Origin of the sequence: Pseudomonas sp. GM21 (genome assembly GCF_000282215.1) — a bacterium.
In the GTDB taxonomy this organism is placed as follows: Bacteria; Pseudomonadota; Gammaproteobacteria; order Pseudomonadales; family Pseudomonadaceae; genus Aquipseudomonas.
In genome coordinates, this window is sequence record NZ_AKJS01000156.1 from 1 (window position 1) to 23091 (window position 23091).

Here is a 23091-nt window from a genome sequence, read left to right on the forward strand (position 1 = left end):
CTGGCCGCCGCTCCCGCCGACAGTGGCCCTCTGTTTCGCCGGCTGTACAAGGGCGGTAAGGTCGGCACCCGCGCGTTGTCGGCTGATCAAGTGGCGCGCATCGTTCAGCGTCGGGCGAAATTGGCCGGACTGGAAGGGGATTGGGCAGCACACAGTTTGCGATCCGGCTTTGTCACCGAGGCCGGTCGCCAGGGCGTGCCGCTGGGTGAAGTGATGGCCATGACCGAACACCGCAGCGTGGCCACGGTAATGGGCTATTTCCAGGCTGGATCGCTGCTAACGAGCAAAGCGACCGAACTTTTAACGCTCTCAAATTCGACGAGGAGTGATGATATTCCTGAATAGCGAGGCTAGATCGTATTGCAGTGTTCCGAAGGCACAACCAGCCCCACCCTGACATCTCGCAACCAAAGCGCTAAGACTGGATTACTACAAAACGAATCGCCTTGCCAGAATCCCCTAGCGGAAATCAAGCCAGTTCGAAACACTCGAGCTTAGGGTGAGACAGCTCGCGTAACGCTTGCACGCCTTGACGCTGGCCGACTCCGGCGGCACCGAAACCTGTACGACAAAAACCAAGAGAATCAGTACTAACAAAGGAAAGGTATAGGCATTTTTTATTTTCATTTTGCATTCCCTCTTTGCCTTCAAATCGGACCTGAGTCATGACCATGACTTCAAGGATGGCAGTGCCCTTGGGAGCGCCTTCGAGAGTTATGCGTTTGCCTCTCGAAGGCGCCCTGCTCCTCTATCAGCGCTCGTCGACCGTAATAAACTCGCGACGCTCCGCCATCGACGCGGGCACGTCATCCTCATCGGTGAAAAATTGCTCGTACCACTCGCGTAACTGATAGACCGGGCCGTCTGTTTCTGCGAGCACCGGTTTGTCGATACGGATTTTGTGCTTCCAGATCACCACGTCCTGGTAGAACGAGTCACGGTTTCCTTCGACATAGGCTCTGGCCACTTCCTGGTTCTGCTCTTCAGTCCATCCCGGCACCCGCTTGACCATGCAACCGAAGCGCAAGTCGAAACTATTTGGCGTCACCGGCACGTGGCTGTTGAGCAGAATGGCGTGGATCCGCGCATCACCGAACATCGAACTGATATGGGTGAAGTGAGTGGCTGGCCCGTAATAGGCCGATGGCGCGATCAGGTCACCGCCCAAGCGCTCGGAGTCGCCATGGAAAATCTGATGGCCGATATGCCCTTCGAATATGTTGGCGAAATACTTTGTTGGCGTACCGTGCACCGGCCCGAAGTGCTGAGCGTCCACAAGGTTATCGACTAACTCCCGTGGGTTGGTCTCGATCAGCATGGTGTCGATGTTCCAGTCATGAATCCAGTCTGGGTCGTCCATCTCGGGCAAGTGCGGAATGACTACGCCCTCTTTTGGCGGACGGCCTTCGGGGTTGTTCCAGACGAACAGCAGGTTGTTTTCCTCGCAAGTCAACCAACTGCGAGTCTTGGCCTTGGGTGGAATGCGTTTGCAGTAGGGGATCTCCACGCATTTGCCGCCGGTGTCGTACTTCCAGTGGTGGAACGGGCACACCAGTTTGTCGTTCTCGATGGTGCCTTGGGACAGATCTGCGCCCATGTGCGGGCAATAGGCATCCAGAATGCTGATGGTGCCCTGGCTATCGGCAAAGGCCACCAGGCGGGTGCCGAAGATTTCCAGGGTATGGGGCTTGCCATCACGGTAATCGTTGGCATTGCCCAGGCAGTGCCAGCCGCGCGCGTAGCGGTGGCTACGCTGGGCGTTTTCGATGTTGATTTCAGCGAGTTTCGTCATTGTTATTGTTCCTCGAATGCAGACTTCGGGGCGGGCAATGCCCCAAAAAAACAGGGTGATCCCATGGCGAACATCATTGAGCAGGACGCACAAGGAGATCATCGTTCAGTTGGACTAGATCAAATGGGAGCAACTCTCAAAGGGCGCCCCCTGGGAATAGCGGGCGCCAAACTTCCTGGTCACTGGCCGAAGCGGCGAGCGGCCTCCGGACCGAAGTCCCGGGGACTGAAACCGGGTTTATTCAACAGATAGCCGTTGCGCTGCTCGTTGATCAGATTGAACGCCAGGTAGCTTCCGGCGTTGAGGTCGTAGTACAGGCCGACGCCCGCCTGCTGAGCCTGGCTTTCGTAGGCATAGAAGTAGTTGACCATCGAGGTGCGCCACAACTCGCCACGGTTGTCGTAGTTGTCGGCGAGTATCGGAAACCAGGTGTCTTCGTCGACATACAGCTTGCGTTTGCCATACAGGTGGCGATAGCCAGGCTTGAGGGTGCCTTCCAGCTCCCAGACCCTATGGCGCTCATAACGCATGACATCGGGATTGATATGGCCGGGAGTCAAAAGGTTGGCATATTTGAGTTTGGCGTCGTGCAGACGATAGGTGTTGTAGGGAATGTACATCTCACGCTTACCGACGATTTTCCAGTCGTAGCGCTGACCGGAACCGTTGAACAGGCGAACTTCGTCCACGGTGATCGACCCGCCACTGCCAGGGAACGACATGTCGAAACCATAGCCTGGCGACTGGCGCACACGCCGGGTACCCGGATCGTAACGCCAGGCCTGGCGCGGTTCGGTCTTGTCGTTCCAGAACTCGGTGCCGGTATTGATCTCTCCCTTGTCCCGTTGTGGCAGCAAGGTTTCATTGAGATAGAACGACGAGTTGCCGGTGGTATCGCCAATCTTGCCTGGCTCCAGCGCTGGCGCCAGGTTGCGCGAATGCACGCGGCCCCAGTTGATGTTGCCGTCCTTGAGCACATAGGCGTTGTCGGAGGTGTACTCCTCGGTCCAGGCCCGCAATGTGAAGGTTGAGGCATTCTTCAACAGCTCCAGGCCGCTACGCGGTACCGGGAACGGTGTGCCGCCGGTTTTGCCAACCACCCCTTCGCCGTCATCCACCAGACGCGCCACGCTGGCGTTCTCCTGAGTGGCCCGACAAACCGCGTCATTGACGCGGAAATCCCTGTGCGAGGGATAGACCGGCATTTTGTAGGTGGCCGGGTAGAGCTTGAACAGGGCTTTTTGGCCGTCAGACAGGGAGTCGCTGTATTGCGCGATGTTCTGCGCGGTAATCACGAACAGCGGTTTTTCGTCCGGGTACGGATCCACCGGGTGGTTACCCGTGCCTTTGAAATCAATGTGGGGAGGCACGCCCAACCACTTGCCGCTGAACGCTGGAATGCTACCGTCGGCATTGCCGGCCTTTTCCGCGCCCAGGCACGTCAAGTCTTTGCCAAGGCGCGGGATGTCCTCAGGTGCGGCATTCACCGTGCCGATGGCACAGCATCCCAATAACAACGTCAAGGCCCAGCCAGGGGACTGTTTACTGCCGGTCATTTTTATTCTCCATGGGGTCGACAACGGTTTCCCAGTATCGACACGCCAGGAACCCGACAGCATCGTCCGCACGGACTAACGCATTTTTACTCGGGCCCGCGTCACAGCCGCGACCCTGCCGGCTGCGGCGCGCCCAGAGCTACCACGCTATTGAGCATGATCCGAACCAGCTCGGTCTGGCGCCGCACGCCCGTCTTGGAAAATATCGAACGCAGATGCGCGCGCGCGGTATTGCGTCTGATATTGAGGATTTCCGAGGCTTCCTCCAGCGACAAGCCGTTGGCCAATTCCAGGGCCAGCGCGGTTTCCGCTGGTGTCAGGTTGTACAGTTGCGAAGTCAACACCGTGCTCACCAGCGACTTGCTCACGGCGTCGCGCACATACACAACCACCGTGGGTTTACCGTTGCCTTCGAGCAGTTCCCGGGATGGAATTAACTCCACCACAACGCCCAGGCTGACCTGCCCTGAAGGACGGGAAATCGACGTCGCCTCGGCCACCTGCACACCCTTGCCGACGCCTTGCCTGGTACGCTGAAAGGCATTGCGCACCAAGCGCGACAATTCCCGATTGTCGCTGGGGTAGGTCGCCTCCAAGCGACCGCCAACCACTTTGAGGCCGTCTTGACTGTCGAGGATTTCCCGGGCCACGGGGTTGAGTTGCACCACGCAGCCGTTTTCATCGAGCACGAAGGTCGCCACTGCAAGGCGACTGATCGTCTGCGAATACAGGCTGCCGAGCGACTCGCTGCGGTCGAGTTGCGAATACATGTGCAATGACCGGCGCAAATGTGGCAACAACATGGCGCACATGGCCCGCTCGGTATCACTGAAACGTGGGTGACCCTGCGGTCGATTGATCCGAAAACGCACCGTGCCGCCATCCGGCATGCGGATATCGGCACCGAGCATGTGGTAACAATCGTAGGGTTGGCAGTACAGCAGGTAAAACGCCGAACTCGCCCATTCGGCATCGCTCATCAGCTCATCGATGGTGAACACGGTGTCGGTGGGCAAACCGTCGAACAGTGTGGACTTGGCGTAGTAGGCGTAATGGTTGATACCGCCCTGCCCCAGCACGATATCACCGGCGACCACCATCGGTGACAGCAGCGGCTCATCCTGAACCCGCAGGATCAAGGTCACGAAATTAGCCTTGAACAGCGCGCGTATTTCGCGCAACGAGTCGCTTAAGGAGGCGGGGTTCATCGCTGAATCGTAGATGTTGCCAATGATCCGTTCGTACTCGGCCAATTCCAGGCCCATTTGCGCCAGGACCTGTGCATTGGGCAGACAACTTTGCATATCCATTCCCCAGCAGCGGGCCCGACCTGCGGGCCCCCATGGATTTAATCGAGTGTACGGCGGCGCCCCGCTCGCTTCACGGCAGCTCGAACAGACCGGCGGCGCCCATGCCGCCACCGATGCACATGGCAATCACCACATACCGCGCACCGCGCCGCCGCCCTTCGAGCAAGGCGTGGCCCACCATCCGCGCGCCGGACATACCGAATGGGTGACCGATGGCAATCGCACCGCCATTGACGTTCAGGCGCTCTGCAGGGATCTGCAGCGCATCGCGGCAATGCAACACCTGGCTGGCAAAAGCCTCGTTGATCTCCCACAGACCGATATCCGCCACCCCCAGGCCGAAGCGCTTGAGCAGCTTTGGAATGGCGATCACCGGACCGATGCCCATTTCCTCCGGTGCGCACCCACCCACGGCAATGCCCCGGTAGATGCCCAGTGGCGTCAACCCACGGCGCTTGGCCTCGGTACGACTCATCAACAGGCTGGCCGCGGCACCGTCAGAGAACTGCGAGGCGTTGCCGGCGGTGACGAACTCTCCCTGCTCGATCCATTTTCCGTCTTTCCACACTGGTTTCAGATTTGCCAGGTCCTCAAGGCGCGTGCTAGGCCGATTGCATTCGTCACGCAAGACCTGCACGCGTTCATGACCATTAGGCTGACCATCTGCGGCGAACAGCAGCTTGTCCACGCTCAGGCCGACGATTTCCTCGTCGAAAAGACCGTCCCGTTGAGCGGCAGCAGTGCGCAGCTGGCTTTGCAATGAATACTCATCCTGAGCGGCGCGACTGATGCCATAGCGACGGGACACAATCTCGGCGGTTTCAATCATCGGGATATAGGCGCTGGGCATCACCTGCAGTACGGCTTCGGACTGGGCGCGGAAGCTGTTTTTGTGTTTGGTCTGGGTCAGCGACAGGGACTCCACGCCGCCACCGATGGCGATGCTCATCTCGCCACTCATGATGCCCTTGGCAGCCACGCCGATACTCATCAAACCCGAGGCGCACATGCGGTCCAGAGCCATCCCCGGCACACTATCCGGCAAGCCACCGGTGTAGGCACAGAGCCGACCGATGTTATAGGCCTGGGTGCCCTGCTGAACCGCCGCGCCCATGATCACATCCTCTACGTCAGCAGGCTCGATACCGGCACGTTCGACCACCGCGCGCACCACATGTCCGCCCAGCACCGGGGCCTCGGTATCGTTGAACGATCCACGAAACGATTTGGCCAGCGCGGTACGGGCGGTGGCGACAATGACGACTTCATTCTGGTCCATGGAAACTCACTCGGAAATTGGGTTGAAGGTGTAGCGGCTGATGGTGTCGATCACGCAGCCCGGACGCGCCTGGCCCTCGACCTCCACGGTGATGCGCACCACCAGTTGCACGGCGTCGCCCATTGGCTCGGCACGGATGATCAGGCCGCTTCCGCGTACCCGCGAGTCGACCTTGACCGGAGCCGGGAAGCGCACCCGGTCGCTTCCGTAGTTGACCCCCATGGCCATGTTTGAAAGGGTCAACAACTGCGGCATGAACAGATTGGCCAGGGATTGGGTCAGGTAGCCGTGGGCAATGCAGGTGCCGAACGGACCGCTGGCTGCCCGTATCGGGTCGACATGAATCCACTGGTGATCACCCGTTGCTTCGGCGAACAGATCAATGCGCTGCTGGTTGATGGTCAGCCATTCGGTGTGGCCCAAGTCCAGGCCTTCGGCCGCAAGCAACGCTTTGGCACTGCTGAAAACGTGACTCATGAGCGCGCCCTCAAGCTTGTTGTGAACTGACGGACAACACTTCACCGACCATGTAGGAGGCATAGTCGCTGGCCAGGAACATCATCACGTTGGCCACTTCCCAGACTTCCGCGGCGCGACCGAATGCTTCGCGCCCCGCCAGGCTGGCGAGCAACTCTTCGCTGGAGGCTTTCTTGAGGAAATCGTGCAGGGCAATCGATGGCGATACCGCATTAATACGAACGCCGAACTCGGCGGCTTCCAGTGCGCTGCAGCGAGTCAGCGCCATCACCCCGGCCTTGGCGGCGGCATAATGGGCCTGCTCCTTTTGTGCCCGCCAACCGAGCACCGAGGCGTTGTTGACGATGGCCCCTGCGCCGCGGCGCTGCATGTGCGGCAACATCGCCCGTGTCATTCGGAAGGTGCCGGTCAAGGTCACATCCAGCACCCGCAACCACTCTTCGTCGCTCATCTCAACTACACGCTTCTGACCACCCAGACCCGCGTTGTTGATCAGCACGTCGACCCCGCCCAGTGCCTCTTCGGCCGCCGCCACCAGGGCCTGGACTTCGTCTTCTATCGTGACATTGCACAGCTGGCCATAAATCGCCTGTAAACCGGTCTCGGCCTTGAGGCGCTCCACCGCCTCTTCCAGGCGCCGCGGATGCACGTCGGAAATCATCAGCGCCCGGCAACCTTCCTCGGCACTGCGTCGGGCCGCTGAGTAACCGATACCGGCACCGGCCGCGGCGGTTATCAACACCGACTTGCCGGCCAGCAATTGATGGCCTGGAACATAAGGGGGGGCTTTTTTCACAGCGTCTACCTCCGAAGAAATCAATACGCTGTAGTTGTACGGAGGGGGCGATGCGGGCACATCGTCAAAATGGGGTATGAAGGCGAAGAACGCTGACTAACAGATACACCGCAGCGCCTGGTTTCTGTTGGAGCTGGCTTGCCGGCGAAGAACGATAACGCGGTATGACAGATACACCGCGGCGTCCCGTTCGCGGGCAAGCACTGCTCCCACAAGGGCCCCTCTCAACTCCCCCAGACTTTCTGCGCCTTAGGCGCTTCGGCGAGGATCTTATTCACTGCCACACCGACTTCTTCAACTTTCCACAACGCGCCTTTGTCGCGGGTGACACCCGTGCGCCAGCCGTCAGCCAGGGAAATTCGACCGCCCTGGCTTTCGAAGATCTGACCGCTGACGTGGGCCGACGCCGGGCTGCCGAGCCACACCACCAGCGGCGCGACGTTTTCTGCGGCCCAGGCGTCGAAGCTGCCATCCTCGGGTTTTTTCACCACGTCGGGCATGGCGCTCTCGGTCATCGAGGTCCGTGCGGCTGGTGCCAGCGCGTTGGCGGTGACGCCGTAGCGCGCCAGCTCCGCCGCTTGTACCAGGGTCAACGAAGCGATGCCGCCCTTGGCCGCCGAATAATTGGACTGCCCCACCGAGCCTTGCAGACCGGCGCCGGAGCTGGTGTTGATGATCCGGGCGTCAACCGGCGTGCCGGCCTTGGCCAGGTCGCGCCAGCGGCGGCCGAGGATGTTGGCCAGGCAGTAATGGCCCTTGAGATGGACGCGCATGACCATGTCCCAGTCTTCTTCGCCAAGGCTGATGAACATGCGGTCACGCAATACGCCGGCGTTATTGATCAGCACATGAACTTCACCGAACGCCACCAACGCCGCATCGACAATACGCTGCGCGGTGGCCAGTGTGGTGATGTCGTCGCTGTTGGCAATGGCTTGGCCACCGTTGGCGCGAATTTCACCCGCCACATCTTCTGCGGTATCGGCGCGAATATCGTTGACCACCACATTGGCCCCTTGCGCGGCGAACGCCAGGGCGTAGGCGCGACCGAGTCCGCCACCGGCCCCAGTAATGATCACGGTGCGGTCTGCACAAATAGCCATGTTTGACTCCTCAGGATTTGGGTGGCCGCGCACCCGAAGCGGCGGCCCACATGAAAAAATTACAGGCGTTCGATGATGGTCACGTTGGCCTGGCCACCGCCTTCACACATGGTTTGCAGGCCGTAGCGACCGCCGCTGCATTCCAGTTCATTCAGGAGTGTGGTCATCAGTCTTGCGCCGCTGGCTCCCAACGGATGGCCCAGGGCAATCGCTCCGCCGTTGACGTTGGTGCGTGCGGGGTCGTAATCCAGTTCTTTGGCCCAGGCCATGACCACCGAGGCAAAGGCTTCGTTGATCTCGACCCGGTCGATGTCGGCCATGCTCAGCCCGCTTTTGGCCAAGGCCCGGCGGGTGGCGGCAATCGGTGCGGTGAGGTGCCAGATCGGATCGTCACCGAGCACCGTCAGATGATGAATCCGCGCCCGTGGCGTCAGGTCGTAGCGCTTGAGCGCCGCCTCCGACACCACCAACAGCGCCGCCGAGGCGTCGCAAGTCTGGCTGGACACCGCAGCGGTGATCGAGGGGAACTGAGGGTCCACCGGCTGCAACTCGGCCATCTTCGCCAGACTGCTCTGGCGCGGGGTTTCATCCACCGCCAGCCCTTGGCAGGCGACTATTTCCCGAGCAAATCGCCCACTGGCGATGGCCGCCAGTGCGCGTTCGTGGCTTTGCAGGGCAAAGGCTTCCATTTGCTCGCGACTGATCTGCCAATGATCGGCAATCCGTTGCGCGGCATAGAACTGGTTCACGGGTTGCTGGCCAAAGCGCGCACGCCAGCCAACGCTGCCCGAGAATGGATCGGCAAAGCCCAGTGCCTGGCCGGCCAGCATCGCCGAGGAAATCGGGATTTGGGTCATGGTCTGCACCCCGCCCACCGCGACCACATCCTGAGTACCGCTCATCACCGCCTGCGCGGCGAAATGCAGCGCCTGTTGCGATGAACCGCATTGGCGATCCACGGTGGTGCCGGGGACCGTCAGCGGCAAACCGGCGGCCAGCCAACTGGTGCGAGCGATATCGCCGGCCTGGGAACCGATGGTGTCGACGCAACCGAATATCACGTCGTCGTAGTCTTCGGCGGGGATCACATTGCGCTCCACCAAGGCCTTGAGCACATGGGCGCCCAGGTCAATCGCGTGGATCTCGCTCAATGAGCCCTTGCGCTTGCCCGTGGGGCTGCGCAGTGCATCAACAATGTAAGCCTGTGCCATGACTCATTCCTCGAAAGTGTGTCCCGGCCCGAGGCCGGTAGCGTCGGCGAACAGGTAGTCGCTGACACGGTTTTTGTGAAAGCCGCGCTCGCCCCAGGACGCATCGAGGGCCCAGGCGCGCTTCATGAACATCTGCAAATCGACTTCCCAGGTGTACCCCATTGCGCCGTGCACCTGGATGCCTTTACGGGCGGCGATCCAGCTCGCATCATTCGCCGCCAGGCGGGCCTGCGAAACCCATACGCCAGCGTTGACGTCGCCCCGGGCCGAGGCATGGGCGGCGCGGTACAGCACTGGTTTTGCCTGTTCGATGTAACGGGCGACATCGGCCAGGTGATGCTTGACCGCCTGGAAGCTGCCGATCGGCTTGCCGAACTGTTTGCGCTGGGCCACGTAGTCCACCGACAGGTCCAGCATGCGCTGCGCCAATCCCAGCAGTTGCCCGGCCACCGACAGCGCGCCACGGTCGAGCAGGCGGTCCTGCAAGGCACGACCCTGCTCGCCACTGGCCACACAGGTCGCCGACGACGGGGTCCACGTCACCACACCCAGGCGACGTGAGGCATCAATGCTCGGATGGTTTTCCACGTCAACATGGGAGCGCGGCACCACATGGATGTCATCGCCATCGGTGAGAATCAGCACTTGGGCCAATTGCGCATCGCTGACCAAGGCATTGACCGGGTGACTGATTGCAATGCGCAAGCTGCCATCGGCGATCCGCGGCAACAGGTCGGCGCGGGCCGGATGCCCTGCGGGCAGACCGGCCAGTAAGCCGCTGGCGACATAAGCCGTGTCGGCCAATGAATCGGGAATGGCGTAATAACCCAGCTCCTGGGTCATCAGTGCCCAGGTCACATCATCCATGCCCAAGCCGCCTTCTGCCTCGGGCACCGACAAGGCGGTCAGGCCCTGCTCGGCGATCTTGTTGCGCAGTTCCTGGGAGCGCCCGACATCGGTCTCCCAGATTTCCCGGAGCATCTCCGGGGCGGCTTCGGTCATCAGGAAACGACTGATGGCTTCGCGGAACGCCAACTGGTCATCGTTAAAAGTGAAGTCCATGGCGGTTCCTTATTTCGGCAAGCCGAGCATGCGCTCGGCAATGATGTTGCGCTGGATTTCGTTGGTGCCGGCATAGATCGGCCCTGACTGTGCGAACAGGAAGCCCTCCAGCCAGCCGGCCGCATCACCGGCCTGCGAGTCCTTGCCCACCAACTCGCCCTGGCCGCCGAGAATGCGCATGGCGGTCTCGTGCATCTTTAGATCCAACTCCGACCAGATGATCTTGTTGATGCTCGACTCGGCGCCAATCTGCTCACCCCGGCTCAAGCGCCCCACGGTGTGATAGGCCGACAGCGCGTAGGCTTCAGCGCCCATCCAGGTCTCCAGCACGGCATCGCGCAGGCTCGGGTCGCGGTCGGCGCGGGCGCGGTTCGCCTTGTACAGTTCAACCAGCTTGCGTGCCGTGGCCTGAAAGCGCGCTGGTGAACGCAGCAGCAGGCCACGCTCGAAACCGGCTGTGGCCATCGCCACGTGCCAGCCCTGCCCTTGCTCACCGATGCGGTTGGCCACCGGCACCCGCACGTCGTCGAAAAACACCTCGGCAAAGGCGTCCTTGCCGTTGAGCGCCTTGATCGGACGAATGCTCACTCCCGGCGTATCCAGCGGCACCATGACGAAGGACAAGCCGTGGTGACGTGTCGATCCTGGTTCGCTGCGAAAGAGGCCGAACAGCCAATCCGCGTAGATTGCCCGGGTCGACCAGGTCTTCTGCCCGTTGATTACGTAATGGTCGCCGTCAAGCAGCGCCTTGCTGGTGATTGCCGCCATGTCGGAACCGGCGTTGGGCTCCGACCAGCCTTGCGCCCACATGTCCAGGCTGGCGGCCATGCGCGGCAGGAAGCGCTGCTTCTGCTCCGGGGTGCCGAATTCCATCAGGGTCGAGCCCAGCAACAGTTGGCCGTTCTGATTGACGCGCATCGGTGCTCCGGCACCGTAATACTCTTCCTCGAAGATCAGCCACTCGATCAGGTCGCTACCGCGACCGCCCAGTTCAGCCGGCCACATCACCATCGACCAGCGGCTCTCGAACAACCTGGCCTCCCAGGCGCGGTGCTGTTCAAAACCTTCGCGGGTGTCGTAACTGGCCAGGGGCTCACGTGGCAGGTTGGCCGCCAGCCAAGCCCGTACTTCGGCGCGGAAGGCGTTTTGCTTGGGGGTAAAAGTCAGGTCCATGGCGTTATCTCAGAACTTGGCGTCGCGTTTTTCAACGAAGGCCCGGCGCGTTTCCGCGGAGTCCGGGCTGCTATAGGCCTGCATGGTGAAGCCCTGTTCCCAGCGGTATTTATCTTCCAGGTTGCCGTCTTCGATACCGTTCAACGCTTCCTTGGCGATGCGGATCATGCCCGGGCTCTTTTCGGCGATTTTCGCCGCGATGCCCAAGGCGGTTTCGCGCAACTGATCCTTGCTGACAATCCGCTCGATAAAACCGTATTGCAGCGCCTCGGGAGCGCTGATGCTGTCGCCGGTAAAAAACAGGTAACGGACTTTTTGCACCGGGAACAGGCGCTGCAGGTGCGCACCTCCGCCCATGGCACCCCGGTCGACTTCCGGCAGGGCAAAGGTCGCGCATTCGGAGGCGACGACAATGTCTGCCGCCCCGGTGATGCCAATGCCGCCGCCCAGGACAAAACCATGGACCGCGACAATCACCGGCACCGGGTTGCGGTGCACGGCCTTGAAAGTGGCGTAGTTACCGGCATTGACCTCGACGATCCGTTCCGGGTACTTGTCCAGTTCCTTGATATCGACACCGGCGCAAAAGCCCCGGCCCTCGGCGCGAATCACGATCACCCGCACTTCGGGATTCGCCCCAAGGGCTTCGATCTGTCGCGCCAGGGCATGCCACTCCTGGCTGTCGAGGGCGTTGACCGGTGGTTTGGCGATCACCAGCTCAGCGATCCCCTGATTGAGTTGTGTCGTGAATACCTGGTTCAAAGGGCTTCTCCAATGCTGGCTGGATGGTTCGAGGGGCGGGTCTGGCTGCGTGCCAGGAGCGTGTCCAGGCATTGCTGGGCCTCGCTGGCAATGCCTTCGATGACTTCACGGCAGCTGAGCAACTCGCCGATGGCCGCCGCGACCTGGCCACTGGGCAGGATGCCCTCGTCCGGTGCACCATCGACCATAGAGCGCTGCAACAGCACCGGCTGATTGGCGGCCATCACCACTTGCGACAGCTGCGACGGGTCTTCACGCAACGCCCTGATAAAGACTGAAGCCATGTGCCCCAGGCTCATGCCGGTTTGCTGCTTCCACTGCCACGCACTGCCCAGGGCAATGCGCAGGCGACCGAAGGGGCCCGCCTTTTCGAGGTGATTGATGAAGCGGTTTTCGATCATGCGGTGGCGCATGCCATCCACCGCGGTGGTGACGCGCACCTGCTGCGGATCGTTGACCTTCAAGTAGCGCTCAAGGGTCGCGGCCGGGGTCGGCGATTCGCGGGTCATGAGAAACCGCGTGCCCATGGCGATGCCGGCGCCACCAGCAGCCAACACCGAGGCCAGGCCACGGCCAGTGGCGAACCCTCCGGCCGCGATCACCGGCACCCTGACCGCCGCCAGTACTTGAGGCAGCAGGATTGAACTGGGCACGCCGCCGGTATGGCCACCGCCCTCGCCGCCCTGAATAGTGATCATATCGGCACCCAGCTCCACGGCCTTGAGTGCATGCTTCAGGGCGCCCACGGTGGGAATACACAGCACCTTGGCCGCCTTGAAGCGGGCGATGGTCTGTTTGTCCGGGCCGCGTCCGTAGCTCACGGCGCGCAAGCGGTACTCGATCGCCAGGTCGACACACTGCGCGGCGTTGTCCTGGAACATATGGAAATTGAGCCCGAAATTGCTGCCGCCGGTGGCATCGATCACCTTGCGGATTTCGCCTTCCAGCTCATCGGCCGCGATGGTTGCCCCGGCCAGGAAACCGAAGCCCCCAGCCTGGGTCGTGGCGATCACCAGATTGGCATCGGCGACCCAGCCCATGGCGGTTTGCACAATCGGGTAACGGCAACCGAGGGCCTCAGTCAGTGGCGTATCGAGCCAGCGGTTCATTGGCTGTTGTCCTCGGCCTGCTTATTGGCCCGGGCCATGCCCTTGGCGTCGAAGCCGCCCAGTTTGTCGCCGGACAACAGTTCGTTATGGGCATGGGCAAAGTGGTGCCAGGCGAACACCGCATCCATCGCCGTGCGCTTGCCCTGCAGATCCTCGACGTGGTTGATCGCCTGCTTGGTCAGCGCCAGGCCCATACGCGGCTGGCGGGCGATGCCAGCGGCCAGGGCATAGGTCGCCTGCTCCAGTTCCTCACGCGGCATCAGGCGATTGACCATTCCCACTTGCCAGGCCCGGGTGGCGCTCATGCGGTCACCGGTGAAGAGGAATTCCTTGGCAATACGCGGGTTCATTTCATAGGGATGGGCAAAATATTCCACCCCCGGAATGCCCATGCGCACTACCGGGTCCTGGAAGAATGCGTCGTCGCTGGCGACGATCAAATCGCAGACCCAGGCCAGCATGAGACCGCCCGCTACACACGCGCCATGGACCATGGCGATGGTCGGCTTGGGCAGTTCGCGCCAGCGCCGGCACATGCCCAGGTACACCTCCTGCTCGCGGGCATAGAGCTGCTCACCACCGGGTTTGTTGGTGTGGTCCCACCACAGGTGCGCGCGCTCGAACGGTTTATCGATATCCCGCCCGGGCGTGCCGATATCGTGGCCTGCCGAGAAGTGTTTGCCGTTACCCCGCAGGACGATGACCTTGACGTTGTCGTCGTCCACAGCCTGGCGAAAGCAGGCATCCAGGGCGTAGGTCATCTGCGAGTTTTGCGCGTTGTTGAAGGTCGGCCGGTTCAGCGTCAGCGTGGCGATACCCTCAGCCACGCTGTACAGCACCGGGGTGTCCGTCTCGTAGACGGCGTTGTCCTGGCGGACGATGAATTCACTGTCGCTGCTGTGCATGGTCGCTGTCCTTGTCTCAGACCGTACGGATGCCGGGCGGGTTGCCCTTGATCACTGTGGCGCGGTAATCGTGGGGATCGAGTCGGCGGATCAGGGCCAACTGCTCAGGAGTGGGATGCGTGGTTTCGTGCAACTGCGCGGACTTGAGCACCGGGAAGCCGGTGTTGGCCTGGACTTGTTCGAAACTCACGCCGGGGTGCAGCGAGCGCACCTGCACCGCACGCTGCGGGCCATTGAAATCAAGGACGCACAAATCGCTGACCACGCAATGGATGTCCATCAAGTCGCGGCGCGTACCTTCGGGCCAGCGCTCGGCCTTGAAGCCCACACCGGAGACCATGTCCACTTCGCCGCTGACGAACACCCGGGTGTTATGGCTGGGCACGAAGAACGAGTTGAGGTGGTTGATGCTGTTGCCTGGCAAGCCGCGCACGCCGAGGATCGCCGTCTTGGGCTTTTGATAGTCGCCGACGCAGGACAGGTTGGTCTGGCCCCAGCGGTCGATCTGGGTCGGGCCGATCATTGCGTGGCGGCGTCCGCCCCACACGCATTCGAATACCCGCTCGAACGACATGTAACCGGAGTAGCACGGCACGTAGTCGCCACGCGGGCCCAGCGGGATCGGTTCTTCTACCAGGAACGCCTCGCTGTCGGTCATCAACAGTTCCGGGCTGTGCGTCAGTTTGGCCAGGCTAGCGCCCAGGCGCGGAATCACGCCCAGGCCAGAGGCAATCACCTCGCCATTGCCACGCCAGGCCTCGGAAGCGGCGACGATCATCAGTTCAGCAAGGGTGAAATCACAGGTTGCAGACATAGTCGCTAATCCTCAGAACACGGGAAGGGGCAAGACGCCCATGGAGTCGGCACCGCCGTTCTGTGCCTGATAGGCCTGCTCGCCACCGGCGATATAGGTCTGCACATAGTCCTGCCAGCCGTTTTCCGCCTGGCTACTGGCGACATAGCTCTTGAGGTGTTTGATGTCCCAGCCGTAGTCTGGGGCGCAGAGCGTCGGGTGTGCACCGAGAGGTGCATGCACCACACCGCTCACCAGGTAGCGTTCGAAGGTATTGAAACGGGCCTGCTCGGCGCTCAGCGCAAGGCGTTCTTCCAGGCGCTCGCACGAGACAAAGCACTGCTTGGCGGCGCGGGCGAACAGGTGATCGAAATACGGGTCCGGCCCGGTCACCAGGCAGTTGCCCAGGCGGTCGGCGACGTTGACGTGCAGGAACGCCACGTCGAGGTTGAGCGCCGGCATCGCCAGCAGCACCTCGCCATCGGCATAGGGCGACTGGATGGTCTTGAGCTGCGGGTTCAGGCGCGTCACGTCGGTGGCCAGGCCGCAACGGGTCGGCAGGAACGGAAGGCGCATGCCGGCGGCGCGCAGGCCCCACTGGAACATGCCTTCGTCCAGTTCCATCAACTCCAGCTCGCCCGCTTCACGGGCCTTGCGGTAGTAGGGTTCCAGCGGAATGGCATCGAGGGTGGCGAAGCCGAATACCAGCTTCTTGACCTTACCGGCGGCGCACAGCATGCCCACTTCCGGGCCACCGTAGGCAACCACAGTCAGGTCTTTGACCGGTGAGCGCAGGATCTCGCGCACGATTGCCATTGGCTTGCGCCGTGGGCCCCAGCCGCCGAAACCGATGGTCATGCCATCGCGCAATTGAGCGACCGCATCGGCTGCTGTCAGTTGTTTGTTCATTTTGATCATTCCTTAATGTTGGCCGACCGAAAAGTCGTGCCCCCAAATGCTCACGCGAGTGAACTCGAATGCCGAATGCTCGGCCCAGTCGACTTGCAAACCGCCAAAGCCGTACTCCAGATCGAAACCGGATGGCGTTTTCATGTAGAAACTGGTCATGCGATCGTTCAGGTGCTGACCGAGGGTGGCCGACAGGGGCACCTCATGGGCGTGCAGACGGTCGTGGGCACGGCCGACTTCGGTCATCGAATCGACCTCGACCATCACGTGCACGCAACCTGACGGCACCGGGTACTCGGCCAGTGCCAGGCTGTGATGACGGGCGTTTTGACAATGCAGGAAGTGAATGCGGATCGGCGGCACCGATGGGTCGGGACGAAAATTGAAAATGTCCGACAGCTCGAAACCCAGCACATCCTTGGCGAACGCCAAGGTAGCGTCGAAGTTCGCCGCTGGCAGCACCGCGTGACCCAGACCCATGTCACCGGTTATAAAACGCGGCACACCTTGGGGGGACACAAACGGCAGGCAATCAGAGCGATGCCCCCAGCTCAGCTCATGACAGTTGCCCGACGGATCGGTGACCTTGATCAGTGCCTGTACACCGCGCTGCTCGATCTCGGCGGCAGAGCCCGGCTGCCATTCGATACCGGCGGCGCTCAGGTGCTCAAGTGCGGCCTTGAAGGCCGGTTCGTTGGCCAACTCCCAGCCAGAAGCCAGATAACGCGCCTCGCTGCCTTCGACGATCAGCATGCGAAACGGACGCTCGTCCATTTTTACGTACAAGCCACCACCAGGGGCCGCATGCACTTGCATGCCCAGCACGTCTTCGGCGTAACGCTGCCAATGACTGAGGTTTTCGATCTGCGAGACGAAATAGCTCAAACCGCGAATGTCGATCATGCCTTGGTCCTCGTTGGCTGAATGGGCTTTCGTGGCGAGCATTGTGCAAAGCCCCGCCCGCCGCTTCATCGTCCGTTGAGACTAAGCACAGGCCGGCCAGGGACGATCACGCAGCGGGACAGTTCTAGTCCGTTTTAGTGATTCGAACACCGCCCGCGACACCACAGACTGGCGTATCAATCCGCATTGCAGAGACCGCCCCCCATGGAGTTCGCTTTTACCGAAGAACACCTGATGATTCGCGATAGCGCCGAGCGTTTTCTCGCCCAGGCCAGCGACTCGCATGCCGTGCGCGCCGCCATGAATCGGCCGGACGCTCATGACCCCGAAATCTGGCAACGGATCGGCAAGGAACTGTACTGGCCGGCGCTGATGGTGCCGGAGCGCTTTGGCGGTATGGGCCTGGGTTTTGTTGAACTGGCGATTCTGCTGGAACAAAGCGGTCGCTATCTGTTGGGTTCGCCGCTGTTCGCCACTGCGTGCCTGGCCACCCCGGCCCTGCTGCTGGGGCACAACAAGCTCATACAGGAGCACTGGCTGGGGACGATTGCCGCAGGTGAAACCCGTGCCACCCTGGCCTTCGCCAGTGTTCCAGGGCTGGAGGCTTGCAGTGTGCAAGCCGTGGCCGCACCGTGCCCAGGAGGCTGGACCCTTGACGGCCAATACGCGCAGGTCATCGATGGCGCTTCGGCCGACCTGCTGATAGTCGCCGCTCGCGCCCCCGACACTCAGGGCGAACGGGGCATCAGCCTGTTCGTCTTGCCTGGCAATACGCCGGGCGTGGTGCGTACCCCCCTGGCAACCCTGGACCAGACCCGTCGCCTGGCATGCATTGAACTGCATGACGTGCAGGTCAGCGAGGCACAACAACTTTGCGGCCCCGAGCAGGGCTGGGCAGTGCTACGTGACACCCTGTTGATCGCCACCATCGGACTTGCCGCCGAGCAGACGGGTGGTGCGCAACAGGCCCTGGACCTGACCCTGGCCTACATTGCCGAACGCCGGCAATTCAAACGCACCATCGCCAGCTTTCAGGCGATCAAGCACCGCTGTGCCGACATGATGCTTCAAGTCGAATGTGCCCGATCGGCGGCCTACTACGCCGCCTGTGTAGCCCAGGAACGTCTGGACCCGAAAGGCGATGCCGCCGTAGCCCAGGAGATTGAGCAGGCCGCCGCCACGGCAAAGATTCATGCCAGCGAAGCCTTTTTCCACTGCGCCGCCGAGTCGATCCAACTGCATGGCGGCGTCGGGTTCACTTGGGAATACGATCCACATCTGTACTTCAAACGAGCCCGCGCCAGCGAGCACCTGCTGGGCAGCCCGGCGTTGCACCGCGAGCGCCTGGCCAAGCATCTATTGGGAGAACAACCATGAAAATCGGTTTCAGTCATGCAGATGAAGTGTTCCGCAAAGAAGTCGCCCAGTGGCTGGCCGAGCACCTGAGCGGCGAATTTGCGCCACTGCGCTTTCGCGGCGGCCCGGGTGATGAACACAGCTTTCCTGAGGAGCGCAAAGCCTGGGAGCGCCGGCTTGCCGCAGGTGCCTGGATCGGCGTCGGCTGGGCCAGGGAACACGGCGGACGAGGACTCTCCATCAGTCAGCAGGTAATCTTCCATGAGGAGTATGCCCGCGCCGGTGGCCCCGGGCGCATGGGTCATATCGGCGAAGGCCTGGTCGGCCCGACACTCGCCACCTTCGGCACCCCGGCCCAGCAAAAGCGCCTGTTACCCGGGATCCTCGACGGCAGCCAGTTCTGGTGCCAAGGCTATTCAGAGCCGGGGGCAGGTTCGGACCTTGCCAACGTGCAGACTCGGGCGAAACTGGATGCCACGGGCGAACACTGGTTGATCAGCGGGCAGAAGGTCTGGACCTCCCTGGCGCACGAGGCCGACTGGTGTTTCGTGCTGGCGCGCACCGAGCCTGGAAGCCAGGGACATCACGGCTTGTCGTTCCTGCTGGTGCCGATGGCCCAAGACAGCATCCGCGTGCAACCGATCCAGCAACTGACCGGTACCAGTGAATTCAACGAGGTGTTCTTTGACCAGGCCATTACGAGTGCCGACAACCTGATCGGCCAACCGGGCGATGGCTGGAAGATCGCCATGGCGCTGCTGGGTTTTGAGCGCGGCGTATCCACACTGGGTCAGCAGATGCAGTTCCACAATGAACTCGACGAAATCATCCGCATCGCCCGCACCAACGGTGCCGCGCGCGACCCACTGCTGCGACAGCGCATTGCCCAGGCCTGGAGCGGCCTCAAGGTGTTGCGCTACAACTCTCTGCGCATGCTCTCGGGCCCGCAAGACGGCAGCCTCGGTCGCGAAGCGATGATCTACAAACTGGCCTGGTCCACCTGGCACAGCGACCTGGGCAAACTGGCCATGGACGTGCTGGGCGATGCCGGAGAAATCCTCGACGCCGCGCCCTACCAGCTCAGCCGCCTGCAATCGCTATTCCTGTTCACCCGCTCCGATACCATCTATGGCGGCAGCAATGAGATTCAGCGCAATGTGATTGCCGAACGGGCACTGGGCATGCCGCGTGAACCACGGGTCACCCTTTAAACGGTGTCCCGCCCAGGACAACGATGACGCGGTGTGACAACCACGCCGCAGCGTCGGGTTCGGATTGATCGCTCCCACGATCCTGCCGTGGGAACGATCAGCACTTCAGCGCACGCGAATCTTCGGGTCATCCGCCCCACGGCGCAGCGTTTTCAGAAAGCCTTCCAGCGGTGCCGGCTCGGCGATCTGCGGCAAGGCGTCCTTGTCCGGGCGTTGCGCCCAGAATGCGTCCCAGGATGGAAAGAGTTCGTGGAAGGAGCCGGCGTATGGCTCGCGCCCTGGCCAGCGTACTTTCAAACCGCCGATCGGTGGTTTGTTCAGGTCGGTCGCGTACCAGTAACACGGCAAGCGGCGACGGAAGCACCAGCGCCCGTCGATTCGCTCATAGTCGTCCCAGTACAGCATCTGCATGATGACCCACTCGGGACCGGTCTCATGTTCGTTCTTCGAATAGACCACGCCTGTGGCGTGATCGGCATCGCTGAACTCGATGATGTGTTGCCCCAAGTGGTGGGAGGTGCCGTGAAACTGCTTGCGCATGGTTTCGTCCAGCCACACCTTAAGGTGCGCGCGACCGCTTTTGTCGCGGCCCACACGCACGTCCGGGGCGAAGCAATTGGCCATGGCGTCCATATCACGCATGTCCAGAGCCAGGGCATATTTGCCAGCCAGTTGGCGGACCGCGTCCAGCGACTCCAGTCGATCGATGCGCGCAAGCACTGCGCTCGGGTCCTGGCTCATCAATCGAGCACCGTATACAGGTCCGAACCGCGCCCGCCGTCCACCGCCAGGCTGGCGCCGGTGACATACGAAGCCTCGTCGCTGGCCAGAAACAAAATGGCGTTGGCCAGTTCCACCGGCAGGCCGACCCGTTTCATCGGGATCACTTTTTCAGTGTTGGTACGGGTCTTGTCGTCGCCCAGCATGCCGGCTGTGGCCGGGGTGTCGACCACTCCCGGGATGATCACGTTGCAGCGGATGTTGTGCGGTGCGCCTTCGCTGGCCGCAGCCCGGCTGAAGTTGATCACGGCCGCCTTGGCCGCCGAGTAACCGGCCATCCAGGCTGTGCCGAACAGGCCGCAGATCGAAGCAATATTGACGATCGAACCACCGCCCTGCTCTTTCATCAACTGCATCGCGGTACGGGTGCCCCAGAAGGTGCCGTCCACCGTAGTCGCGAAGTTGGCGTGCCAGTCTGCGGTGGTCATCGTGTCGATACTGCCCCAGGTGTAGGCCATTGCGTTGTTGACCAGAATGTCCAGACGTCCGTGGCGTTGTGCAGTAGCTTGAAGCGCGCCGACGTAGGCCTGTTCATCACTGACATCGGCCACGGCGATCTCGGCCTGACCACCCTGGGTGCGGATTTTTTCCTGCACACCTTGCAGCGGCTCGATGCGTCGGCCGCACAACACCACCGTGGCGCCCTCTTCCGCGAATCGCAGCGCGGTGGCTTCACCGATGCCGGAACCGGCACCGGTAACGAAGGCGATTTTTCCTTGTAAACGCTTGCTCATGGGTGTCTCCCTGATCAGATAAAGGCCATGCCACCGTTGACGGCGATGTTCTGCCCAGTCATGAAACTGGCGTCTTCGCTGGCCAGAAACACCGCGACCCTGGCGATCTCGTCGGTCTCGCACATGCGACCCAGGGGCACGTTTTTCAGCAGCGCTTGCATGTAGTCATCAGGGATGCCGGCCATCATCGGGGTGTTAGTCGGTCCCGGCACCAAGGTGTTGACGCGTATGCCACTGGCCGCCAGTTCACGGGCAATCGAACGGGTCAGGCCCATCACCCCGGCTTTCGAGGCGCAGTAGTGGCTTGGGCCGTCGCCGGTCAGCGCGGCGGTGCTGGAGAGGTTGATGATCGCGCCCTTGCGGCCACCCTTGACCATCAGCCTGGCGCCTTCACGGCAGCACAGAAAGGTGCCACCGAGGTTCACGCCGATCACCCGTGCCCAGCTCTCGTCCGGGGTGTCAAGGAAGCTGTCCAGCGCGCCCACGCCGGCGTTATTGACCAGAATGTCGAGGCCGCCGAAGTGCTGCTCGGCCTGGCCCATGGCATCGGCCACGGACGCACCATCACCGACGTTACAGGCCAGGGCCAGTACCTTGTCACCCAAATCTGCCAGGCTCTCGGCCAGGGCCGCCTGATTCAGGTCGACAGCCACCACCTTGGCGCCTTCGGCGACAAAACCACGCACGATCGCCTGGCCCATACCCTGGGCGGCACCGGTCACAAAGGCCACTTTATTGAGTAACTTCATAGCAATCTCCGAATGTGCAAATACGCTGCGGCCCGCTGCCCTTGCAGTGGAGCCGTCCCGTGCATGATTAGCGGTAAGCGCCTGGGCACACATCGTCCGATGGGACTACCGTCGCGTGGTCTGAACGGACGATGTGACTAACGCGATCAGAGCCCAGCATTCGCATTGCGCACACCACGCCAGTCGCTACGTTTCCCTTCAACTCGCTGCATTCAATCTGCTGCAGTGCCTGGCGCGGCTGTGCTTCATGAATCCGCAGATAATAGAGAACCCCATGAACCAATCCGTAGACTTGCCCCTGCCCGTCGGCCATTACGCGACCCTGCCAAACGGCCTGCATCTGCACTATCTGGATGAGGGCGCAGGCCCCGTGGTGCTGTGGCTGCACGGCAGCGGGCCGGGCGCCAGTGGCTTCAGCAATTTCAAGGGCAACTACCCGCAATTGGTCGCCGCGGGCTATCGCAACATCGTGCTTGACCTCCCGGGTTTCGGCCGCTCGGACAAACCCGAGGACGTCCAGTACAACCTGGATTTCTTCGTCGACTGCGTGGCCGCGTTCCTGGAGTGCATCGGTGTGCGGCGTTGCACGCTGCTGGGTAATTCGTTGGGGGGCGCGATCGCTCTTGGCCTGGCCCTGCGTCTGCCACAACTGCCACAGAGCCTGATCCTGCTGGCTCCGGGTGGTGTCGAGGAACGGGAAACCTACTTCAAGATGGAAGGCATCGTGCGCATGGTCAGCCTGTTCAGCGCTGGCCCCATTGGAATGGAGGAGATGCGCAGCATGATGCGCCTGCAGCTGTTCGATGATTCGATTCTGCCGGAAAACCTGCTGCAAGAACGCGTGGCGGTGGCAGTGACCCAGCCCAAGAACCTGTTCAGCACCATGATGGTACCGAACATGGAAACGCGTCTGGGTGAGATCCAATGCCCGATCCTCGGCTTCTGGGGAGCCAACGATCACTTCAACCCCGTCAGTGGCGCCCAGCGCATCATCGACGGTGCGCCAAATGCGCGGTTCATCGTGCTCAACCGCTGCGGGCATTGGGTCCAGGTGGAACACCGCGAACTGTTCAACCGCAGCTGCATCGACTTCCTGCAACACGGTTGAACCTGTAGGAGCG

The 23091-nt window shown here is 61.7% G+C and carries 23 protein-coding genes; 4 read left to right on the forward strand and 19 right to left on the reverse strand.

Annotated elements, in window-relative coordinates; genetic code table 11:
* The coding region (locus tag PMI22_RS04495; protein WP_033049666.1) for a tyrosine-type recombinase/integrase at positions 1-345 on the forward strand (345 nt) is incomplete at its 5' end.
* 406 nt (positions 346-751) lie between these two features.
* On the opposite strand, the gene PMI22_RS04490 is transcribed toward PMI22_RS04495, so the two are convergent.
* From PMI22_RS04490 to PMI22_RS04415, 16 genes are all read right to left on the reverse strand, one after another.
* Positions 752-1792, reverse strand: a complete 1041-nt coding sequence (locus PMI22_RS04490) for a Rieske 2Fe-2S domain-containing protein (protein ID WP_007948424.1) — start codon at positions 1790-1792, stop codon at positions 752-754.
* A gap of 179 nt (positions 1793-1971) precedes the next feature.
* Positions 1972-3348, reverse strand: coding sequence for a DUF1329 domain-containing protein (locus tag PMI22_RS04485; protein ID WP_007948425.1), 1377 nt, complete (start codon positions 3346-3348; stop codon positions 1972-1974).
* Between the two features lie 101 nt (positions 3349-3449).
* Positions 3450-4652: a helix-turn-helix transcriptional regulator gene (locus tag PMI22_RS04480; RefSeq protein ID WP_007948426.1), complete on the reverse strand. Its 1203-nt coding sequence runs from the start codon at positions 4650-4652 to the stop codon at positions 3450-3452.
* A gap of 76 nt (positions 4653-4728) precedes the next feature.
* Positions 4729-5937 (reverse strand): acetyl-CoA C-acyltransferase, encoded by a 1209-nt coding sequence (locus PMI22_RS04475; RefSeq protein ID WP_007948427.1) that lies wholly within the window; start codon positions 5935-5937, stop codon positions 4729-4731.
* Between the two features lie 6 nt (positions 5938-5943).
* Positions 5944-6414 (reverse strand): MaoC family dehydratase, encoded by a 471-nt coding sequence (locus tag PMI22_RS04470; RefSeq protein WP_007948428.1) that lies wholly within the window; start codon positions 6412-6414, stop codon positions 5944-5946.
* A 10-nt stretch (positions 6415-6424) separates the two neighbouring features.
* The gene (locus tag PMI22_RS04465) at positions 6425-7210 is read right to left on the reverse strand and encodes an SDR family oxidoreductase (RefSeq protein WP_007948429.1); all 786 of its coding nucleotides are present in this window, start codon (positions 7208-7210) and stop codon (positions 6425-6427) included.
* Positions 7211-7434: 224 nt separating this feature from the next.
* Positions 7435-8313, reverse strand: a complete 879-nt coding sequence (locus PMI22_RS04460; RefSeq protein WP_007948431.1) for an SDR family oxidoreductase — start codon at positions 8311-8313, stop codon at positions 7435-7437.
* Between the two features lie 59 nt (positions 8314-8372).
* Entirely contained in the window at positions 8373-9524 is a 1152-nt protein-coding gene (locus PMI22_RS04455) for an acetyl-CoA C-acetyltransferase (RefSeq protein ID WP_007948432.1), read from the reverse strand.
* Positions 9525-9527: 3 nt separating this feature from the next.
* The gene (locus PMI22_RS04450) at positions 9528-10586 is read right to left on the reverse strand and encodes an acyl-CoA dehydrogenase family protein (RefSeq protein ID WP_007948433.1); all 1059 of its coding nucleotides are present in this window, start codon (positions 10584-10586) and stop codon (positions 9528-9530) included.
* 9 nt (positions 10587-10595) lie between these two features.
* Positions 10596-11759, reverse strand: coding sequence for an acyl-CoA dehydrogenase family protein (locus tag PMI22_RS04445; RefSeq protein ID WP_007948434.1), 1164 nt, complete (start codon positions 11757-11759; stop codon positions 10596-10598).
* 9 nt (positions 11760-11768) lie between these two features.
* The gene (locus PMI22_RS04440; protein ID WP_007948435.1) at positions 11769-12521 is read right to left on the reverse strand and encodes an enoyl-CoA hydratase family protein; all 753 of its coding nucleotides are present in this window, start codon (positions 12519-12521) and stop codon (positions 11769-11771) included.
* Positions 12518-13630: an NAD(P)H-dependent flavin oxidoreductase gene (locus tag PMI22_RS04435; protein WP_007948437.1), complete on the reverse strand. Its 1113-nt coding sequence runs from the start codon at positions 13628-13630 to the stop codon at positions 12518-12520. Before PMI22_RS04435 ends, PMI22_RS04440 begins: the two co-directional genes overlap by 4 nt.
* Positions 13627-14535: an enoyl-CoA hydratase gene (locus PMI22_RS04430; protein ID WP_007948439.1), complete on the reverse strand. Its 909-nt coding sequence runs from the start codon at positions 14533-14535 to the stop codon at positions 13627-13629. Before PMI22_RS04430 ends, PMI22_RS04435 begins: the two co-directional genes overlap by 4 nt.
* A gap of 16 nt (positions 14536-14551) precedes the next feature.
* Positions 14552-15349, reverse strand: a complete 798-nt coding sequence (locus PMI22_RS04425; RefSeq protein WP_007948440.1) for a CoA-transferase subunit beta — start codon at positions 15347-15349, stop codon at positions 14552-14554.
* 12 nt (positions 15350-15361) lie between these two features.
* Positions 15362-16237 carry a CoA transferase subunit A gene (locus PMI22_RS04420; RefSeq protein WP_007948441.1) on the reverse strand — a complete coding sequence of 292 codons (876 nt, stop codon included), beginning with the start codon at positions 16235-16237 and terminating at the stop codon, positions 15362-15364.
* A 12-nt stretch (positions 16238-16249) separates the two neighbouring features.
* On the reverse strand, positions 16250-17140 hold the full coding sequence (locus PMI22_RS04415; RefSeq protein ID WP_007948442.1) for a VOC family protein: 891 nt from the start codon (positions 17138-17140) through the stop codon (positions 16250-16252).
* A 204-nt stretch (positions 17141-17344) separates the two neighbouring features.
* Here PMI22_RS04415 and PMI22_RS04410 point away from each other — a divergent pair, with 204 nt between their 5' ends.
* Positions 17345-18517 carry an acyl-CoA dehydrogenase family protein gene (locus tag PMI22_RS04410; RefSeq protein ID WP_007948443.1) on the forward strand — a complete coding sequence of 391 codons (1173 nt, stop codon included), beginning with the start codon at positions 17345-17347 and terminating at the stop codon, positions 18515-18517.
* Complete coding sequence (locus tag PMI22_RS04405; protein WP_007948444.1) at positions 18514-19707, forward strand: acyl-CoA dehydrogenase family protein; 1194 nt, start codon at positions 18514-18516, stop codon at positions 19705-19707. Before PMI22_RS04410 ends, PMI22_RS04405 begins: the two co-directional genes overlap by 4 nt.
* Positions 19708-19812: 105 nt before the next feature.
* Here PMI22_RS04405 and PMI22_RS04400 read toward each other — a convergent pair whose 3' ends face one another.
* The 3 genes from PMI22_RS04400 to PMI22_RS04390 are packed head-to-tail and all read right to left on the reverse strand — an operon-like array spanning position 19813 to position 21970.
* The gene (locus tag PMI22_RS04400) at positions 19813-20448 is read right to left on the reverse strand and encodes a nuclear transport factor 2 family protein (RefSeq protein ID WP_007948445.1); all 636 of its coding nucleotides are present in this window, start codon (positions 20446-20448) and stop codon (positions 19813-19815) included.
* The gene (locus PMI22_RS04395; RefSeq protein WP_007948446.1) at positions 20448-21221 is read right to left on the reverse strand and encodes an SDR family NAD(P)-dependent oxidoreductase; all 774 of its coding nucleotides are present in this window, start codon (positions 21219-21221) and stop codon (positions 20448-20450) included. The genes PMI22_RS04400 and PMI22_RS04395 overlap by 1 nt, the downstream gene beginning before the upstream one ends.
* Before the next feature lie 14 nt (positions 21222-21235).
* A complete protein-coding gene (locus PMI22_RS04390; RefSeq protein ID WP_007948447.1) occupies positions 21236-21970 on the reverse strand; it encodes an SDR family NAD(P)-dependent oxidoreductase in 735 nt (244 codons plus the stop codon).
* Positions 21971-22244: 274 nt separating this feature from the next.
* On the opposite strand from PMI22_RS04390, the gene PMI22_RS04385 reads away from it, so the two are divergent.
* A complete protein-coding gene (locus PMI22_RS04385) occupies positions 22245-23078 on the forward strand; it encodes an alpha/beta fold hydrolase (RefSeq protein WP_007948448.1) in 834 nt (277 codons plus the stop codon).
* The last annotated feature ends 13 nt before the right edge of the window (positions 23079-23091 follow it).

Coding starts and splice junctions, on each gene's coding strand:
- PMI22_RS04490 (WP_007948424.1), bottom strand. CDS start 1,792: ATGACGAAACTCGCTGAAATCAACATCGAAAACGCCCAGCGTAGCCAC.
- PMI22_RS04485 (WP_007948425.1), bottom strand. CDS start 3,348: ATGACCGGCAGTAAACAGTCCCCTGGCTGGGCCTTGACGTTGTTATTG.
- PMI22_RS04480 (WP_007948426.1), bottom strand. CDS start 4,652: ATGCAAAGTTGTCTGCCCAATGCACAGGTCCTGGCGCAAATGGGCCTG.
- PMI22_RS04475 (WP_007948427.1), bottom strand. CDS start 5,937: ATGGACCAGAATGAAGTCGTCATTGTCGCCACCGCCCGTACCGCGCTG.
- PMI22_RS04470 (WP_007948428.1), bottom strand. CDS start 6,414: ATGAGTCACGTTTTCAGCAGTGCCAAAGCGTTGCTTGCGGCCGAAGGC.
- PMI22_RS04460 (WP_007948431.1), bottom strand. CDS start 8,313: ATGGCTATTTGTGCAGACCGCACCGTGATCATTACTGGGGCCGGTGGC.
- PMI22_RS04455 (WP_007948432.1), bottom strand. CDS start 9,524: ATGGCACAGGCTTACATTGTTGATGCACTGCGCAGCCCCACGGGCAAG.
- PMI22_RS04450 (WP_007948433.1), bottom strand. CDS start 10,586: ATGGACTTCACTTTTAACGATGACCAGTTGGCGTTCCGCGAAGCCATC.
- PMI22_RS04445 (WP_007948434.1), bottom strand. CDS start 11,759: ATGGACCTGACTTTTACCCCCAAGCAAAACGCCTTCCGCGCCGAAGTA.
- PMI22_RS04435 (WP_007948437.1), bottom strand. CDS start 13,630: ATGAACCGCTGGCTCGATACGCCACTGACTGAGGCCCTCGGTTGCCGT.
- PMI22_RS04430 (WP_007948439.1), bottom strand. CDS start 14,535: ATGCACAGCAGCGACAGTGAATTCATCGTCCGCCAGGACAACGCCGTC.
- PMI22_RS04425 (WP_007948440.1), bottom strand. CDS start 15,349: ATGTCTGCAACCTGTGATTTCACCCTTGCTGAACTGATGATCGTCGCC.
- PMI22_RS04420 (WP_007948441.1), bottom strand. CDS start 16,237: ATGAACAAACAACTGACAGCAGCCGATGCGGTCGCTCAATTGCGCGAT.
- PMI22_RS04415 (WP_007948442.1), bottom strand. CDS start 17,140: ATGATCGACATTCGCGGTTTGAGCTATTTCGTCTCGCAGATCGAAAAC.
- PMI22_RS04410 (WP_007948443.1), top strand. CDS start 17,345: ATGGAGTTCGCTTTTACCGAAGAACACCTGATGATTCGCGATAGCGCC.
- PMI22_RS04405 (WP_007948444.1), top strand. CDS start 18,514: ATGAAAATCGGTTTCAGTCATGCAGATGAAGTGTTCCGCAAAGAAGTC.
- PMI22_RS04400 (WP_007948445.1), bottom strand. CDS start 20,448: ATGAGCCAGGACCCGAGCGCAGTGCTTGCGCGCATCGATCGACTGGAG.
- PMI22_RS04395 (WP_007948446.1), bottom strand. CDS start 21,221: ATGAGCAAGCGTTTACAAGGAAAAATCGCCTTCGTTACCGGTGCCGGT.
- PMI22_RS04390 (WP_007948447.1), bottom strand. CDS start 21,970: ATGAAGTTACTCAATAAAGTGGCCTTTGTGACCGGTGCCGCCCAGGGT.
- PMI22_RS04385 (WP_007948448.1), top strand. CDS start 22,245: ATGAACCAATCCGTAGACTTGCCCCTGCCCGTCGGCCATTACGCGACC.